Source organism: Desulfosporosinus sp. OT, from assembly GCF_000224515.1.
GTDB lineage: Bacteria > Bacillota > Desulfitobacteriia > Desulfitobacteriales > Desulfitobacteriaceae > Desulfosporosinus.
Genome location: NZ_AGAF01000112.1, coordinates 1 through 15,644 on the forward strand (window position 1 = coordinate 1; position 15,644 = coordinate 15,644).

Annotated in this window: 14 protein-coding genes; 2 read left to right on the forward strand and 12 right to left on the reverse strand. The window is 41.1% G+C overall.

Going from position 1 to position 15,644, the window contains the following annotated elements:
- Positions 1 to 185 precede the first annotated feature (185 nt).
- Positions 186 to 1,442: an adenosylhomocysteinase gene (locus tag DOT_RS10155; protein ID WP_009617907.1), complete on the reverse strand. Its 1,257-nt coding sequence runs from the start codon at positions 1,440 to 1,442 to the stop codon at positions 186 to 188.
- Positions 1,443 to 1,663: 221 nt separating this feature from the next.
- Positions 1,664 to 2,314 (reverse strand): class II aldolase/adducin family protein, encoded by a 651-nt coding sequence (locus tag DOT_RS10160; protein WP_009617912.1) that lies wholly within the window; start codon positions 2,312 to 2,314, stop codon positions 1,664 to 1,666.
- A 223-nt stretch (positions 2,315 to 2,537) separates the two neighbouring features.
- Here DOT_RS10160 and DOT_RS30385 point away from each other — a divergent pair, with 223 nt between their 5' ends.
- Complete coding sequence (locus DOT_RS30385; RefSeq protein ID WP_157998441.1) at positions 2,538 to 2,723, forward strand: hypothetical protein; 186 nt, start codon at positions 2,538 to 2,540, stop codon at positions 2,721 to 2,723.
- 130 nt (positions 2,724 to 2,853) lie between these two features.
- Here the strand turns inward: DOT_RS30385 and DOT_RS10165 are convergent, their stop codons facing one another.
- The 10 genes from DOT_RS10165 to DOT_RS10210 all read right to left on the reverse strand — a co-directional run bounded on the left by DOT_RS10165 (position 2,854) and on the right by DOT_RS10210 (position 13,037).
- Positions 2,854 to 3,171 carry a TusE/DsrC/DsvC family sulfur relay protein gene (locus DOT_RS10165; protein WP_009617914.1) on the reverse strand — a complete coding sequence of 106 codons (318 nt, stop codon included), beginning with the start codon at positions 3,169 to 3,171 and terminating at the stop codon, positions 2,854 to 2,856.
- 170 nt (positions 3,172 to 3,341) lie between these two features.
- Complete coding sequence (dsrP, locus tag DOT_RS10170) at positions 3,342 to 4,505, reverse strand: sulfate reduction electron transfer complex DsrMKJOP subunit DsrP (RefSeq protein WP_009617916.1); 1,164 nt, start codon at positions 4,503 to 4,505, stop codon at positions 3,342 to 3,344.
- A complete protein-coding gene (dsrO, locus tag DOT_RS10175; RefSeq protein WP_009617918.1) occupies positions 4,498 to 5,304 on the reverse strand; it encodes a sulfate reduction electron transfer complex DsrMKJOP subunit DsrO in 807 nt (268 codons plus the stop codon). Before dsrO ends, dsrP begins: the two co-directional genes overlap by 8 nt.
- Positions 5,301 to 5,768 carry a sulfate reduction electron transfer complex DsrMKJOP subunit DsrJ gene (gene dsrJ / locus DOT_RS10180; RefSeq protein WP_009617920.1) on the reverse strand — a complete coding sequence of 156 codons (468 nt, stop codon included), beginning with the start codon at positions 5,766 to 5,768 and terminating at the stop codon, positions 5,301 to 5,303. The genes dsrO and dsrJ overlap by 4 nt, the downstream gene beginning before the upstream one ends.
- Positions 5,768 to 7,393 (reverse strand): sulfate reduction electron transfer complex DsrMKJOP subunit DsrK, encoded by a 1,626-nt coding sequence (gene dsrK / locus DOT_RS10185; protein WP_009617922.1) that lies wholly within the window; start codon positions 7,391 to 7,393, stop codon positions 5,768 to 5,770. The genes dsrJ and dsrK overlap by 1 nt, the downstream gene beginning before the upstream one ends.
- A gap of 6 nt (positions 7,394 to 7,399) precedes the next feature.
- Positions 7,400 to 8,401, reverse strand: a complete 1,002-nt coding sequence (dsrM, locus tag DOT_RS10190) for a sulfate reduction electron transfer complex DsrMKJOP subunit DsrM (RefSeq protein ID WP_009617924.1) — start codon at positions 8,399 to 8,401, stop codon at positions 7,400 to 7,402.
- Positions 8,402 to 8,418: 17 nt separating this feature from the next.
- Positions 8,419 to 8,973 carry an RsbRD N-terminal domain-containing protein gene (locus DOT_RS10195; protein ID WP_009617926.1) on the reverse strand — a complete coding sequence of 185 codons (555 nt, stop codon included), beginning with the start codon at positions 8,971 to 8,973 and terminating at the stop codon, positions 8,419 to 8,421.
- Positions 8,974 to 9,601: 628 nt separating this feature from the next.
- Positions 9,602 to 11,449: a molecular chaperone HtpG gene (htpG, locus tag DOT_RS10200; RefSeq protein ID WP_009617928.1), complete on the reverse strand. Its 1,848-nt coding sequence runs from the start codon at positions 11,447 to 11,449 to the stop codon at positions 9,602 to 9,604.
- 104 nt (positions 11,450 to 11,553) lie between these two features.
- Positions 11,554 to 11,988 (reverse strand): DUF188 domain-containing protein, encoded by a 435-nt coding sequence (locus DOT_RS10205; RefSeq protein ID WP_009617930.1) that lies wholly within the window; start codon positions 11,986 to 11,988, stop codon positions 11,554 to 11,556.
- Positions 11,989 to 12,197: 209 nt separating this feature from the next.
- Positions 12,198 to 13,037, reverse strand: a complete 840-nt coding sequence (locus tag DOT_RS10210) for a S1-like domain-containing RNA-binding protein (RefSeq protein ID WP_009617933.1) — start codon at positions 13,035 to 13,037, stop codon at positions 12,198 to 12,200.
- A 508-nt stretch (positions 13,038 to 13,545) separates the two neighbouring features.
- On the opposite strand from DOT_RS10210, the gene DOT_RS10215 reads away from it, so the two are divergent.
- Complete coding sequence (locus DOT_RS10215; RefSeq protein WP_009617935.1) at positions 13,546 to 15,636, forward strand: glutamine synthetase III; 2,091 nt, start codon at positions 13,546 to 13,548, stop codon at positions 15,634 to 15,636.
- Positions 15,637 to 15,644: the final 8 nt, after the last annotated feature.

Sequence of the window (15,644 nt, forward strand, 5' to 3'; positions counted from 1 at the left end):
AAATTTATTAAGTCCATGTGTAGTAAGTTTCTTAAAAACGAAGCAATTTCTATTTTTGTTTATTCGCATAGGACAATTCTGTCTAAAAATAATAAAAATCAATGGTAATTATACTGTCTGCATAATTACCATTGATTTTTATTAATAATGAATATATTAAATTTAATCACATTGCTGATAAAGTTTTAGGCCTCTTCAGAACTCCAAGAAGCGAGGTAACGTTCTTGCTCCTTGGTCAATGTGTCAATTGATAAACCTAAGGATTGGAGTTTAAGTGTTGCAACTTTCTCATCAATCTCTGTATTCACTTGATAGACTTTTGCCGAAAGTTTGTCGTGATTTATTGCAACGTATTGTAGTGATAGCGCCTGTAAAGCAAACGTCATGTCCATGACTTCCGCTGGATGCCCATCCCCAGCAGCTAGATTAACTAAGCGTCCCTCTGCCAAAAGGTATACTTGTTGCCCACTAGGAAGAGTATATTCAGTTATATTAGTCCTAGCAGTTTTCTCGGAGATTGCTATTTCTTTCAGTTGCGCTACATTAACCTCCACATCGAAGTGTCCAGCATTACACATGACAGCACCCGATTTCATTAAAACAAAATGTTCTTTATTAATAATATCGGTGTTGCCCGTCACCGTTATAAAGAAATCACCGCACTTTGCTGCCTCGACCATTGGCATTACTTCAAATCCATCCATCAGAGCCTCATTCGCTTTTATAGGGTTAATTTCACAAATGATAACTCGTGCTCCTAACCCCTTTGCACGAAGAGCAACCCCTTTACCGCACCAGCCATATCCAGCGATGACAGCTGTTGTACCGGCAACTACCAAATTAGTCGTTCGCATAATCCCGTCCCAAACAGATTGACCAGTACCATACCTGTTATCAAATAAGTACTTACATTGAGCATCATTGACAGCAATCATCGGAAACTTCAGAACCCCATCACTCTCCATAGAATGCAAACGCAGAACACCCGTTGTCGTCTCTTCAGCTCCTCCCTTGACTTTCTGGAGAAGTTCAGGGCGAGTTGTATGTATCGTTGATACAAGATCTCCTCCGTCATCAATGATAAAGTCTGGTTCCGTATCGAGAGCCAATTGAAGATGATGATTAAATTCTTCATCCGTCGCATTATACCAAGCATGTGCTCCAATTCCTTGTTGAACGAGAGCAGCTACTACATCATCCTGAGTGGAAAGCGGATTGCTTGCGACCACAGTCACTTCAGCACCACCGGCTCTTATCACATGCGCTAAGTAAGCTGTTTTAGCTTCTAAATGCAAACAAATAACTACTTTCTTACCAGCAAAGGGGAGTTGTTCCTCAAATTCCTTCCGTACCATATTAAGCACTTGCATCCGTGGTGTTACCCAATCAATTTTACGTTGCCCAAGAGGTGCTAATCCTAAGTCACGAATAGTAAATTTCATGTATTTATTTACCTTCTTTCTTTTCTTAATATTTTGATGAAAATATTAACAAAACTACTTTGTGAAATACCTCGCTCATCTCAAGGATTAAGTATCCTCAGATCAAATAAGTCCTTCCTGGAGCGTACTAAGATTACTTTAATATATGTCTCTGTACTTATTATACTCTAAAACGCTTATTATTTCTTATACATACACTGAGAAAAACTGATTCGCTTTCTTTATCTCTGACCATACGTATTAAGATAAAAATTTCGCATACCTTCAATATCATCCTGCGTTAATTCCACTGCACCACCCATAAGCTGGGCGAGAATTACAATTTGTGCAGACTTCTCGACGACTTGACAAACCCTAAAGGCCTCAACTAAATCTCGACCTGCGCCTAACATACCGTGGTTGGCAAGCAAAACTGCATTACGTCCGTTCATAGCTTTAACGGTATTAATTCCGAGTTGTTCTGTGCCTGGCAGCGCATATTCGTTTACTCGCACGCATCCGCCTGCAATCTGCACCAAATCTTCGATCACTCCTGGAATTTCTTTTCGTGCTACGGCCATTGCTGTCGCGTAGGGACTATGTGTATGTACAATAGCCTGTATATCTTGACGAGCATTATAAATCGTCAAATGCAATGGCACTTCAATGGAAGGCTTTCGAGCTCCATTAATAATATTTCCTCTTAAGTCCAATACAACAATATCCTCAGGCACTAACATGTCGTAGCTCATTCCGGTTGGCGTAATAGCAAAATAGTCTTCACCAGGAATCCGACAACTGATATTACCCCAAGTTCCTACCGTAAGGTTAGTCGCCAACATTTCGATTCCTTTTTCCACCACTTTTTCACGGGTCGCCAGTAGATTATCCATTAAGTTTTCACCTTCCCACTTCAAGTCACAAGTAACAAGATAGACCTCACTTTTTGTTATTTCAACTACCATCATAGTAATTTTTCAAGAAATTAGCAAACATACTTTTATGGTAGATTCTGGTTCTTAGTACAAGGGTTTATGATCTTTGATAAAAAGCTAAACCTAGGCAAATTTTCGCCTAGGTTTAATTAGCTCAATTAACTTTTATGATTATGAATACTTGGCTTTACGACAGACCACAAGTCCAGACCCGCCTCAGTTGCGCTTACTCGCTGCCTGTAAAAGGCAAGAGTCCCCGTTAGCCATGACTCGAACAGGACGTTCGTGGGTTAGAGCACCGCCATGGATGGCATGGTGCCGTGACGGCGAGAAGGGACGGATGGCCCCGAGTGTCCCTGTAGCCTGACTCGAACAGGACGTTCGTGGTTAGAGCACCGCCATGGATGGCATGGTGCCGTGATGGCGAGAAGGGACCTTATACCAATAGATTATTGGTCCCGATGGCACAAAAAAAGGGAGGCCACCCTCCCTAGAAATTAGACGCAACCGGTTGGTTTAGGAAGACCTGCAACTTTACAGGCGCCCTTTCCTGGACCACCTGGAAACAGTACATAAATCTTCTTTTGATCAAAACCTGTGTCTTTACACATTTTCCGAACCATTGGTGCAACACCATATTGTGCATAATAGTCTCTAAGGTAGTTGATCAGTTTCCAATGTTCTTCAGTAAGCTCCTCCACATCCTCAGTGGCAGCAAGAGCTAGTGCAACACTTTCATTCCAAGCTGCAGAATCCTCGAGAAAACCATCTTCATCCAATTCTACTGATAAATCACCTACAACAAGTTGAGCCATTTTAATTTTCCTCCTTTGAGTTTATTAAAATTGATAAGTGTTTGAGTATGGCTACTAAGATACCCTGCATTTTCAATGGAACGGCAATACCAATCCCGCAAGTTCTTAAAAGAACAGTTGAATTGTAATCCTTTCACCACCCAAACAAATATCAAAAAGACCAACAAAATCTATTGTGCTTTTTCTTCTCTAACTGAGATAGCAACCTTATAAAGGATTGTAAGAATCAGGAATCCAATTGCATACACACCAAGAACAATGGATATCTCATTACTCGTTGGAAAATACTCCGTTACACGTTCAAAAGAATTCGGTACAAATCCAGCAATGATAAGAACTACCCCTTTGTCAATCCAGTTTGCAAAGAATATTGCTAACAGAGCTATTGGCAGAAGTACTTTATTCTTACGTGTTGGGAAAACCAACAAAAGAATCCCCAGAAAGGCAAGAAATGTTGCTGTCCACATAAAGGGAACTAAGCTTGCATGTCCGTCGAGTCCAACGAACACATACTTAAAGGCATGCATTTCGCCTGGTATACTGCTATAGAAGGCTGTGAAAACCTCACAAATATAGAAGAAAACATTAGCAATCATGGCATATCGAATGATTTTCACCAATGACTGGATTGCTCCAACACCCGGAGGATCCGGATCAAATTTACTTACCTTTCGAACAATCAACAACAAAAGAATAAGTAGTGATGGGCCAGCAGCAAAAGCGGATGCTAGAAAACGAGCGGCCATAATTGCTGTTAACCAAAAGTGTCGTCCAGGAAGACCAGCGTATAAGAAAGCTGTAACAGTATGAATACTGAACGCCCAGGGTACCGATAGATAAACGAGAAATTTAACCCACTTTGGTGGATGAATGCCTTTTCGCTCAGCGCCTAGAGACGTCCATCCTACAATAATATTGATGGCCAGATAACCACATAAAACACACATATCATAAAACATGACTGAATGTAATTGAGGATATAAGAGAACATTCAAAATCCGCATTGGTTGACCGACATCTACAAAGATAAACAAGATACACATGATCACAGCGGAAACTGCTAAGAATTCACCGAAGATGACCATTTTACCAAACTTCTTAAAATCATGGAGATAATAAGGAGTTACAAGCATAACGGCCGATGCGGCAACACCCACAAGGAAAGTGAACTGGGCAATGTACAAGCCCCATGAAACATCTCTACTCATACCAGTTAGACCAAGACCATAACTAAACTGTTTAAGGTAAGCCATAAAACCAACCGCGATCACAGCAAGCAGGAAGATAATCCATGCCCAGTACTTCTTACTACCGGTCAGAGCTTTTTCAAGCATGATCTTCACCTCCTACAAGGTAGTAAACACTTGGCTGGGTCCCCAAATCTGTTTTACGACGAATAGTAAATTTGCTACTGACTATTTTTCGAACCTCCGAGTTAGGATCATCCAAATCGCCAAATATTAGTCCACCATTCGAAGCTTCTACACAAGCTGGCATTTGACCTTTAGCCAATCGTTCTACACAAAAAGTGCATTTTTCAACAACCCCAGGTGTTCTCGTCGGAAAATCAGGGTTAGTCTTTTTAATAAAAGGTCTAGGATCCCTGTAATTAAAACTCCGTGCTCCAAAAGGACAAGCTCCCATGCAAAACCTACAGCCAATACAACGGTGATAGTCCATGTCGACGATTCCATCAGGTCTTTTGAAGGTCGCTCCTGTAGGACATGCCTTGACACAGGGAGGATTTTCACAGTGGTTACACATTACAGTAAAAGGTAGTTCTTTAAAACTTTCAGTCAAATATTCGTTATCCCCGCCGGAAAAAGTATGCTCGTAATCGTCTTCCCATATCCACTTTATCTCATCTTTTGGATTACCAAAGTCAGGAATATTGTGAATGCTTACGCACGATTCGGTAACTCTTTTGAAGTCATCTTCTGATTTAAATTTACTCATATCCACTACCATAGCCCAGTGTTTCGCTTCTAAAGCATTTTCTGACGTCTTATAACCAGCTTCACCAGCCGCCTCTACCACTTTTCCGCGCAGACCTGTAATAGCAAACGAACCACCAAGTCCTAATGCGGTAACAATACCAGCTCTTCTCAGAAATTGTCTTCTATTAATGCTCATTTTGTTGCCCCCCCTGGCTCAGAGTGGCAACTCCAACAGGTCGGCTTAACAGATGCATAATCATGGCAGGAAACACAGAACTGATCAGACGTATTCACTGCCGGGTTACTAACTCCTACTTCATTTACTGCTGGATTACTCACTCCTGATGTGTTCGATGCCGCCCCAGTTGAATGACATTTTGTGCACGTATCAATATTAATTTCGAATGTCTTTCCTTGACTGTTCGTATATTCTGTCAGTCCATCACGAACGTAAGCCTGTCTCCATTGATTGAGCAGTTGCATATGATTGTTCCTCATATAATCTGCAGGTTCAACACATTGGGAATCCGCAGCTTGTTTAAGGTTCGCATCAAGATTTTCGGGCCCTGCGTTTGCTTTACCCATATTATAGAAGAAAGGAAATGTCAGGAAAGCTAAAAAGATAACAAGCCCAACAATAATTTTTCCACCTTTGTACATTACTCATTACCTCCCTTTCCAGGAAGATCCTGAAGACGTATGTCGAGTGTTCTCCTAATCTCGCCCTTCATCACTAAAGCATTTGCCAACAGCTCAGTCGTACCTGTAACCCCTACCCCTGGACACCAGTAGTCCATGAGAGCCGGGAATGCAGCACGATCCACTGCGCAAATATTAGCCAGCATATTAACTCCGTGTTTCTCTTGAACGTATCTAACTGCATTGGCGCGAGGAAAACCGCCCCTCATACGCTGTTCCATATTTTCTGAGGCATTTAATCCTGAACCACTTCCGCAACAGAAAGTTTTTTCTCTGATTGTGTTTTCAGGCATCTCGTAGAAATTATTGCAAACAGACTTGATGATATAGCGGGGCTCTTCAAGTAGACCCATACCTCTCGAAGGATTACAAGAGTCATGATAAGTTACTTTGAGATGATCATTCCGACTTGGGTCAAGTTTAAGTTTATTGTGCTTAATTAAATCAGCCGTAAATTCGGAGATATGAATCATCTTAGTAGACTTAGCATTTTCAAACCTCGTTCCAGTTATTGGCGATACTGGAACCTCCAAGAAATCTGCAGGGCCATGCCAGGTATCCATATATTGATTAAGAACTCTCCACATGTGGCCACATTCTCCACCAATAATATATTTTACCCCTAATCGTTTTGCTTCCGCATAAATCTTGTAGTTGAGTCTCTTAGCTGTATCATTCGAGGTGAAAAATCCGAAGTTCCCACCCTCAGAAGCATAGGTACTCCAAGTGTAATCAAGACCGAGTTCATGGAATAGCATTAAATAACCCATACAGGTATAAATGCCCGGCTCTCCTAAAAAGTCTCCTGATGGTGTGACAAATAATATCTCGGCACCTTTCCTATTAAAGGTGGGATTCACTCTAATACCGGTAATCTCCTCGATATCATCACACATGGTTTCAATATTCCCCGTAATTGCATGAGGCTCAAGACCGAGGTGATTTCCCTTCATATAACAAGCCGCTGCTGGTCCCGAGATCCAGTCAATGTTCAAGCCCACTAAGTTAAGAAGTTCTCTACCGATTATTGTTACCTCAGCTTGGTCGATACCATATGGACAGAAAACAGAACAGCGACGACACTCGGTACATTGAAAAAAGTAGGACCACCATTCTTTGAGCACATCCATATCAAGTTCTCTCGCGCCAGCTAAGCGCCCCAGGAATTTACCCGATTTGGTAAAATACTTTTTATAGACTGATCTCAGCAGTTCTGCTCTAAGAACAGGCATATTTTTCGGGTCACCAGTAGCTATATAGAAGTGACATTTATCGGCACAGGCACCACATCTAACACAAATATCCATGAAAACCTTAAACGAGCGATATTTGCTTAATCTCTCGGCGATTCCGTCTAATATGGTTGTTTCCCAACCCTCAGGCACTTTCCAGTCTTCGTCGGCTGGGGACCATTGTCGCGGATTAGGTAACCCCAGAGTTATAAGATCTTTTTCCTTTGCACCCCAACAGTAGGTACCCGGTTTGAATTCGGTTGGTGTATCCATCCAATCCGTTGCAGGAGGATGATAACTAATATTTGATAGTTCTTCTGGTTTAGGAGTCTTAACTTTTTCAACTTTTGCCATCCTCGATCACTCCTTTTCCACCGGTATACCAGCTTTTTTCATTTTTTCTCGGAATTCGTCTTCGTAATGCTCATAGGTATGATATTCTAGTTCAGGATTCCATGGATTGATGTGTCTTACCATACGATTGTTATTTTTCATATTCCGTGTAGGACTAAGGAATATACCACCCATATGCATTAACTTACTCGTAGGGAAGTAGGCAAACAATATACAGATAAGAAACAGGTGAATATAAAAGATAGCTCCAATTCCTACAGGAATAACGGGGTGCAATTGAACTAATCCAAGTGCTAATTCTTTGACTGCGACAATATCAATTCTATAGTAGTACCTCATAAGCATTCCTGAAATCGCTATGCTCATTATCATAAACAGAGGGAAATAATCAGCGGCTAGAGAGATATACTTAACTTGTGGAATAACAATTCTTCTGAGGAACAAGAATGTAACAGCGAGCAAAAAGAAAAGATCCGTCAAATAGATCGGTGGTAAACCAATTTGCAACATACCATCAATACTGTCAGCTATTTGTACGAAATACGGTACTGGCTCCAAAAAGAATCTAAGATGTCTGACGATAATTATGAGGAACGACCAGTGAAAAACTAAGCTACCAACCCAAAGCCACTTCGCTGAACCATAGGATAATTTCGGGCCGTCTGCACCTACTCTTAATTCTGTTTTCGTGTTTCTGAATAAAGAACGGAAAAAGAATATTTCTGAAGCCATTCTAACCACAACACCAAGGTTGGTTGTTGGGTTTTCGATCTTAGCTTGCTTGATCCATGGGAGAGATTTTTGCTGTCCACAGGTTGTGGGTATACGAAAGGGCACCGGTGAGCGACCCCATTTTAGGACACGATAGACAAATCCACCTACAAACATGACAAAGGCCAGATAAGGTATGATAATACCAAATAGAAAATGTAAATTTGCCACATCCACTCCTAGGGTAGCGATCAGAATGAGTACAATTACTGCGAGGAAAGACAACAATGCTTTCACTCTACGACCTCCTTCCTTTATGTATTACAATTTGGGTCTTTGATTTCGAATTCTGGGACTGGGATCTCGTACATCAAATTTGCTTTTTTTAGTAGTGTGTAAGTCATCCTTTTTAGTTCATCTGTCTTTAGTTCGTAAATCTGTTCTCGACATTTTACATATATATTAAAGGCAAAAAGAGCCAGATCATCTATTTTTGATTCGAACCTTAACAATGCATCATAGATCTGGTTCTGCCTAATTTCCTTTTCCAGCGTTTCTCTAACCACCGTTTTAAGAAGAAAAACAAAGGATATTGCCTTCGAAGGAGTAAAATCTTGAATCGCTCTTACTTTTATAATATCGTTGAGAAAAGGTAAATCCTCAGTGAGTTCTTTCTCACCGACAAGTACTTCTAAGATACCTTCTGTTCCCTTCGATATCGCATGACCCACTGGATTAGCAAACCTATCTTGCTTCTTTTTCAAAAAGCCCGTAGCATCAGTCGGATAGGTCTCTATTATTGCATCAAACCACCTTTCTAAAATGACGGATCTCTTTCCTTCAATAAGGTCTTTCAGCTTGATATCCATTTCCAACCACTCCTTGTAGTTTAATAAGCAAAAAAACCTTTGTTAATCCTACGGGGATCGTTCAGTCACCATATTAATTTTTTGTGCAAGACAATTCAGTCGATGCTGAATGGCGCCAATCCCCCCCATCCAACACCGACCTTTCCATCAGAACGTTTTTAGATTAATTAGGCACGCCAACCGTACCATGTAGACGATATGCGTGGTGTGATGTAAAATCAGCAGTTCAGACTTGTATTTGTCCTTATTATCACTATCAGTCTAAGGAATTTTCATTAGCTTGTAAAATTCTTATTCCTTATTGATCAATTAGATAATCATATTGTAGCAACACCTTTCGCCTTAACAACATCAACAAACTTGTGCAAATACGAACTAGCTTCTACCTGTTAAAAATATCACATTCGCAGGGAATTAGTCAATGACTAACTTTGGAAATTTGCCTATAAAGGCTGATTTTTCTAAATATTATGCACTTATATTGGCGATGCACTACCTTCAATTCCGCTCGAATTCCTAATTGGTGGACAATCTATCCACCATATAAGTGAAAGAAAAGAACTGCGATTAAATCTCAGCAATCCTTTTCTTTCTCTCCTAATTAACTATTATTTTATAGTCTCTCATCTTATCCTAATGCACGTTCTAGAATCTCATTGAGTCGGTTTACCATTCCTCTAGGGTCAACAATAAGCCCAGCAGCAATTTGGGCATTCTCAAATATTTGCTCCGCTGCAATTTTAGCAAACGTGTCCCCGTTTTTCCGAGCGGAATCTAATCGTTTGATCATCTGATGAGCAGCGTTAATCTCTAACACGCTGGGTCCTACGTTATTCAAATCTTTATTCACAAGTTGCATCATACGCTGCATGCTGTTCGTCCCATATGGGCTTAGAACAACGGCTGGGCTGTCCACTAGGCGCTTAGATTCTCGGACCTCGGTTACTTTGCTACCCAACACCTCTTTTAACCAACTGGTCAAGGCCTGAACATCCTCTTCAGCAAGAGCGTGTTCGCTTCTGGCCTTCTGCTCGCTATCGCTTAAATCCAAATCAGCTTGGTCTGCAGAAGTGAGTTTTTTCCCTTCATATTCCCCCACTGAACCAAAGATATAGTCATCAATTGCCGCATAAGTGTAGATCACTTCTAGGCCTTTGTCCCTGAATATTTCCAGATAAGGACCGGACTCGATGACCTCGCGTGATGGGCCATTGACATAATATATGGCCGTTTGATCTTCTTTCATCCGACTGACGTAATCAGCTAACGAAATCAGCTCCCCAGCCTGCGTGTTTGACGATTCGAACTTTAAAAGTTTGAGGAGTTCTTTGCGATGCGTGAAGTCATTTGCCGCTCCCTCTTTAATAAAGAAGTTAAACTTTTCCCAGAACTCTTTATACTTTTCAGGCTCATTGGCCGCTTGATTCTCAAGAAATTTCAAGAAACGACTTGTCACCACTTTGTTAAGCTTACCAACTAAAGCACTATCCTGCATGGTTTCCCTGGAGATATTAAGCGGCAGCTCTTCACTGTCGATGACTCCTTTTAAAAAGCGCAGCCACTCTGGCAAAACAGCCTGGGATTTTTCCTGGATAAGAACTTTCTTGCAATAAAGACTTACCCCTGGCTCCGTTCGACCGAAACCAAACTGTTCAAAATTCTCTTTGGGAACAAATAATAGCGTATTAATATTCAACGGCGCATCTGATGAGAAATGCAAGCGGAAAAGCGGTTCATCATAAGCATTTCCAATGAACTTATAAAACTCGTTGTACTCATCATCTGTAATCTCATTTTTATTTTTAGTCCAAAGTGCGTCAACTGTGTTCACTTTCTGGTCATTGACACTAATAGGATATGGCACAAAGCTGGAATATTGTTTGATCACACGTTGGATCGTTTCTTCTTTAGCAAAATCATGGGCGTCTTCTTTTAAATGAAGAACCATTTTCGTGCCTCGGCTTATGTCTTCGCCTTCTGTAATTGTATAACTCCCCACACCGTCTGATTCCCAAATTAAGCTTTCACCGTCCATTTGATAGGAACGGGTATATAGCGTCACCTTATCAGCGACCATAAAAGCGGAGTAAAACCCAACTCCGAATTGACCAATAAGGTTAAGATCTTTTTGATCCCCTTTAGTTGACAGGTGTTTAATGAATTCTTTGGAGCCTGAGTGAGCTATTGTCCCTAAGTTCTCTACCAATTCTTCCTTTGTCATCCCTATGCCGGTATCGGTTATGGTTAACGTATGAGCGTTATCATCCGTATCAATATGGATTTCTAATTCCAAATCCTTGTCTTTAACCTCTGGGCCTGTAAGCTGCGTGTAGCGCAGTTTCTCCATTGCATCTGCTGCGTTGGAAATGAGCTCTCTTAAGAAAATTTCGCGTTCGGTATAGAGCGAGTGAATTACAATGTCTAACAATTGCCGAATTTCCGTTTGAAATTCCTTTGTTTCTACTACTGTACTCATTATTTACCTCCGTTGTTTTTTCAATGTAAGTGTTGGATGCCGTCCCGAAGAACCCTACACCCCTTAGTTTAATCAACTTTGTCCAAAAGTCAAAATCTTTTGCACTAGAACTGTGTAAGTATATTCCGCAGACAAGCTTCAAATTGCTGATCATCTTCTACGACTCTCTTTTTTGGTCCTTTAGTTCTGCCACCACTCCGTCGGAACTTGGCTTTAAGCTCGCGTTCCTCCAATAAAAATTCAATATTATTAGTACTAAACTCTTTCCCACCAGGATTTAAACATTTGACTCCTTTTCCCAACAACATTGCCGCCAGACCCCAATCTTGGGTAACTGCCACATCACCTGCATGAGCCAGATTCATTACCCTGATATCAGCCTCTTGCGAAGCGTTTCCTACAACCACGTGATGGTCAGACTCAATGTTGTGATTGAAACTGGCAACTGTCCAAACAGGTAATGCATGCTCGCGTGCCATTGTTAGGCAAATTTGCAAAACATTCCTCGGACAAGCGTCAGCATCCACAATAATTTTCATTTCTATACCCTCATCTCAACGATAAGTTCCTCCTGAGCAATTACCTTTAGCATCTTTTGTGTTTCTTCGCTTTTAGTGAAGTTCAATCTATTTTACGGCTTAAGTGTATTATACGATCGTATTGCGAAATTCTGACTAGGAGGTCCTGATGCCGGTAACCCGGTTACTTTGTCGGCAGTATCTTAAATTACATGGTTGTGACATAGTTGTTAAAGAATTTCCTTTAGTCCACCGTCAGTCTGCTGAACTTTATTTTCCTTGAGGAGTTTCCCAACTGCTCTCTTAAATGCGGCTTTACTCATTTGTAAGCGACTTTGGATTTCAACGGGGCTACTTTTATCATTCAGCGAAAGAAATCCTCCATGATTCTTTATCCCTTGGAGTATTTTCAATGCGTCATTATCCATTTGTATATAGGAAAGTTCTCTTGGCGATAAGTCAAGCTTGCCGTCTTCCCTTACCCTGATAACCCGGGCCTCAACAAGATCGCCCTCTCGCAAATCACTAAAAAACTCACTGACAGGAATAAGTCCCATGTACTTATTATCTACGGCTACAAAGATTCCAATATCTGGTTTTATAGAGTAAACCGTTCCCACTACTTTATCGTTCTTCTGATAGGGAGATTCTGCCTCTAGGTACTCATAAATTTCTGTCGTAGCGCTCAATCTCTTACTTTTATCTAAGTATACCTTCACTAAATAGCCCTTGCCTACCTGTATCGGGAATTTCTGCTCATGAAATGGTAAGAACAAACCTCTTTCTAAACCTATATCTAAAAAGGCACCAATCTTAGTCTTTGCAGAGACTTTTAGATAAGCTAATTCTCCTAATTGAGCCAAAGGCTTTTTCCGGGTGGCAATAAGCCGTTCCTCTGAATCTCTATAAATAAATACCTCTAATTCGTCTCCCTCTTTAGAATCCTCCGGTAATTGTTTTATTGGTAGTAGGATATTATCGTGCCGAACACCCGTTCCTGCATCTAAGTAGGCGCCAAAAGATGTGAAATTTGAAATTTTTAGTTTTTGGATTTTCCCGATCTCTATCATGTTAAAATCCTCTTTCCACTATTTTTAATTATAGGGTTGCCCATGCTGAAAAAATTCATTCTCATCCCATAACTATACCATTATAGTGCCATCTTCACTACTATAACTCAACTTATCTTTTCAGCGTTGGTCTGCAAAATAGAGTCACAATGTTACCATGCCTTTGAATATTTAGCAAATTCTTCAGCTCAGAAAATGCAAACAACTTAGTGGACAAAGGCCCTAAGTAGGCTCAATGGTCTTTGATAAAGTTAACGTCTCTCCCTCAAATTTGAATTCAAAAGACTTAATCTTATCTAAGTTACATTAAGACTTCTATTAATGACACAAATACTGTATACTTCTAAAATTTTTCTTGTCAGTTATCTAATAAAGTGATAAATTTATAGTATATTCGGTTGGAGCAATGATGCTTCTTAAAGATTTGAAAAACAATCTTTGAGGGGGATCTTTTTGTTTCTTTACAGCTTACAAAATATTCCAAGTCTTGAAAGGGGTAAAAAGCATAATGAAAATTTTTGGAGAAAATGTCTTTAATGACGCTGTAATGAGAGAGCGTTTACCGAAAGCAACATACAAATCCCTGCGTAAAACGATCGAAGGTAGACTTCCGCTTGATCCCGCTGTCGCTGAAATCGTTGCCAATGCCATGAAGGATTGGGCAATCGAAAAAGGGGCAACGCATTTTACTCACTGGTTCCAACCCTTAACTGGAATCACTGCTGAAAAACATGACTCCTTTATCTCCCCAGCAAACCATGGCCTCGTTAATATGGAATTTTCCGGTAAGGAACTAATTCAAGGCGAGCCCGATGCATCCTCTTTCCCCAGTGGCGGAATTCGCGCCACGTTTGAAGCAAGAGGCTATACAGCATGGGACTGCACCTCCCCTGCTTTCCTTAAAGAAGATGGTGGCACCTTAACCTTATGCATACCCACCGCCTTCTGTTCTTACACTGGAGAAGCCCTCGACAGAAAAACTCCTCTCTTACGCTCCATGGAGGCGCTCTCTATACAAGCTATGCGCATATTAAAACTCTTTGGCAATACAACAACTAAGCGAGTCATTAGTACCGTTGGACCAGAGCAAGAGTATTTCCTCGTGGACAAAAAATTCTTCGAAAAACGGATGGACCTCATGTTAACTGGCCGCACATTATTTGGGGCTATGGCTCCCAAGGGCCAAGAGTTAGAAGACCATTACTTCGGAAGTCTTAAGACACGCATAGCCGCTTTTATGCATGAACTAAACGTTGAATTGTGGAAACTAGGTGTTCTTGCCAAAACCCAACATAATGAGGTGGCTCCCGCTCAGTTTGAACTCGCACCAATATTTGGGACCACGAATATCGCCACCGACCATAACCAACTTGTCATGGACAGCCTGAAAAAAGTGGCCCTTAAACATGACATGGTCTGCTTGCTTCATGAAAAACCTTACGCTGGAATCAATGGTTCCGGTAAACATAACAACTGGTCTATGTCCACAGATGATGGTCACAACCTCCTCGAACCCGGCCAAACCCCCCACGAAAATTTCCAATTCCTGACGATGATTTGTGCTGTAATCAAAGCAGTTGATGATTATGCGGAGTTACTCCGACTTTCAGCAGCAAACCCCGGTAATGACCACCGTCTCGGTGCAAACGAAGCACCACCAGCTATTATCTCCATATTCCTCGGAGATCAGCTCTCCGATATTATCGAACAATTACAAAATGGAACAATTAATCGCTCCCTCCAAGGAGAAAAATTGGCCAGCGGCGTAAAGACCTTGCCAGCATTCCAAAAAGATTCGACCGATCGCAATCGCACTTCTCCCTTCGCGTTTACTGGGAACAAATTTGAATTTCGGATGGTTGCTTCCTCGCAATCTATTGCCGGACCTAACGTAGTCCTTAACCTGATTGTAGCTGAAATACTTTCGCAATTCGCTGATCGTCTGGAACAAGCGCCAGACTTTGATAAAGCCCTTCAAGAGCTCCTTAAGGAAACCGCCACAAACCACAAACGGATCCTCTTTGACGGCAACGGTTATTCAGAAGAATGGGTTGAAGAAGCCGCAAAACGCGGACTCCCCAATATTAAATCAACTGTTGATGCCAATCTAATTCTAACTCGTGAGGCTACTGTAGACTTATATGAAAAGCATAAAGTATTAAACCGTACCGAGGTGGAATCCCGTTATGAAATCAATTTAGAGCAGTATACCAAACAAATTAATATTGAGGCTCTAACCATGATCAATATGGCTAAAAATATGATTATGCCCGCAGCAGTCAAATATTCTACCCAACTGGCGACATCGATCAATGCTATTAAATCTGCATCCGATGCAGTAGATGTCTCTGCTCAAGCAGAACTTCTAAACGATGTTTGCTCAACCCTTGTTTCTTTCAAAGCAAAATTAGCCACTCTTGAAAAAGGTGTTCAAGAAGCGACCGACATAACAGATGCCTACAAGCAAGCCGTTTGTTATCGTGATGTCGTGTTCACAGCAATGCAAGACCTCCGAGTCGATGGAGATCAACTTGAAACCATGATTGACGCTGAAATTTGGCCGCTTCCCACATATGCTCAAATGTTATTTATGCTTTAATAGCGAGC

Bases quoted from the DNA above. Each gene is read 5' to 3' on its own strand.
- DOT_RS10215 (WP_009617935.1), top strand. From the start codon at position 13,546: ATGAAAATTTTTGGAGAAAATGTCTTTAATGACGCTGTAATGAGAGAG.
- DOT_RS10210 (WP_009617933.1), bottom strand. From the start codon at position 13,037: ATGATAGAGATCGGGAAAATCCAAAAACTAAAAATTTCAAATTTCACA.
- DOT_RS10155 (WP_009617907.1), bottom strand. From the start codon at position 1,442: ATGAAATTTACTATTCGTGACTTAGGATTAGCACCTCTTGGGCAACGT.
- dsrP (WP_009617916.1), bottom strand. From the start codon at position 4,505: ATGCTTGAAAAAGCTCTGACCGGTAGTAAGAAGTACTGGGCATGGATT.
- DOT_RS10165 (WP_009617914.1), bottom strand. From the start codon at position 3,171: ATGGCTCAACTTGTTGTAGGTGATTTATCAGTAGAATTGGATGAAGAT.
- dsrO (WP_009617918.1), bottom strand. From the start codon at position 5,304: ATGAGCATTAATAGAAGACAATTTCTGAGAAGAGCTGGTATTGTTACC.
- dsrK (WP_009617922.1), bottom strand. From the start codon at position 7,393: ATGGCAAAAGTTGAAAAAGTTAAGACTCCTAAACCAGAAGAACTATCA.
- dsrJ (WP_009617920.1), bottom strand. From the start codon at position 5,768: ATGTACAAAGGTGGAAAAATTATTGTTGGGCTTGTTATCTTTTTAGCT.
- DOT_RS10160 (WP_009617912.1), bottom strand. From the start codon at position 2,314: ATGGATAATCTACTGGCGACCCGTGAAAAAGTGGTGGAAAAAGGAATC.
- DOT_RS10205 (WP_009617930.1), bottom strand. From the start codon at position 11,988: ATGAAAATTATTGTGGATGCTGACGCTTGTCCGAGGAATGTTTTGCAA.
- htpG (WP_009617928.1), bottom strand. From the start codon at position 11,449: ATGAGTACAGTAGTAGAAACAAAGGAATTTCAAACGGAAATTCGGCAA.
- DOT_RS10195 (WP_009617926.1), bottom strand. From the start codon at position 8,973: ATGGATATCAAGCTGAAAGACCTTATTGAAGGAAAGAGATCCGTCATT.